2 protein-coding genes are annotated in these 1,218 nt (G+C 65.2%); both read left to right on the forward strand.

The annotated features are described in order from the left end of the window. Positions 1–157 precede the first annotated feature (157 nt). Positions 158–535 carry a helix-turn-helix domain-containing protein gene (locus BBH68_RS42840; RefSeq protein ID WP_218029724.1) on the forward strand — a complete coding sequence of 126 codons (378 nt, stop codon included), beginning with the start codon at positions 158–160 and terminating at the stop codon, positions 533–535. Beyond that, entirely contained in the window at positions 424–1,206 is a 783-nt protein-coding gene (locus BBH68_RS41700) for an IS630 family transposase (protein ID WP_211301915.1), read from the forward strand. The genes BBH68_RS42840 and BBH68_RS41700 overlap by 112 nt, the downstream gene beginning before the upstream one ends. Positions 1,207–1,218 lie beyond the last annotated feature (12 nt).

Consider the following 1,218-nt stretch of genomic DNA (forward strand, 5'->3'; position numbering starts at 1 on the left):
TGTCTGGTGGGAGGCTGGCGTCTGGTGGGTTCCTCCTTCTCTTTTGCCGGACAGGACTGTCGTCATGGGTTCACAGAAGAAACGGCCGGTCAGGTTGACACCGCAGGATCGTGAGGAGTTGGTCCGGGCGACCACGACGGGTGTCCGCCCAGCCTCGATGATCAGGCGTGCGCGGGTACTGCTTGCGCTGGACACCTCGGTGGGTGAGGTGGAATCCAAGGAGGTGATCGCGGCCCGGCTCGGCGTCTCCGGTGAGACGTTACGGTTGGTCGCCAAGCGTTTCGCCGAGACCGGTGGCGATGTGCACGCCACGATCGCGCGCAAGAAGCGCGACCTGCCGCCGGTGCCCTCGCCGGTGACCGGCGAGGTCGAAGCCCGGCTGATCGCGATGGCATGCTCCCAGCCACCCCAGGGCCATGCACGGTGGTCGCTGCGGCTGCTGGAGAAGCACGTCGCGCTGGCCGAGGACATCCCCGATCTGGACCACTCCACCATCGGACGGGTCTTAAAAAAACGGAACTGCGCCCTCACCTGAGAAAGTGCTGGACCATTCCACCCCGGGCGAACGCGGAGTTCGCGGCGCGGATGGAAGACGTGCTGGCCGTCTATGCCCGGCCCTACGACCCGGCACGTCCGGTGGTGTGCATGGACGAGAAGCCCTACCAGCTCCTCGCCGATGCCCGCGCCCCGCTCCCGGTCCGTCCCGGTCACGACGCCCGCCGGGACAGCGAGTACATCCGCTGCGGCACGTCCTCGATCTTCGTGTGGGTCGAACCCCTGCGCGGGTGGCGTCGCGTTCAGGCACTGTCCCAGCGGACCCGGACCGACTGGGCCGGCCAGGTCAAACAGTTACTGACCGTGGACTACCCCGACGCCGAGACCGTGGTGCTGGTGATGGACAACCTCAACACCCACAACATCGCCTCGCTGTACGAGGCATTCGAACCGCAAGAGGCATTCACCCTGGCCCAACGCCTCGAGATCCACTACACGCCCAAGCACGGGTCATGGCTCAACATCGCCGAGATCGAACTCTCCGCGCTGACCCGGCAATGCCTCGACCGCCGGATCAGCGACCTCGACATCCTCAACACCGAACTCTCAGCCTGGCAGAACGCCACCAACACCGACCAGCGTCAGGTGAACTGGCAGTTCACCACCCACGACGCACGCATCAAACTACGCCACCTCTATCCCAAAAATTAGCCGCGACAACCT

The organism is Streptomyces sparsogenes (genome assembly GCF_001704635.1).
In the GTDB taxonomy this organism is placed as follows: Bacteria; Actinomycetota; Actinomycetes; order Streptomycetales; family Streptomycetaceae; genus Streptomyces; species Streptomyces sparsogenes.

Excerpts from the sequence above, each read along its gene's own strand:
- BBH68_RS42840 (WP_218029724.1), top strand. The coding sequence starts at position 158 with ATGATCAGGCGTGCGCGGGTACTGCTTGCGCTGGACACCTCGGTGGGT.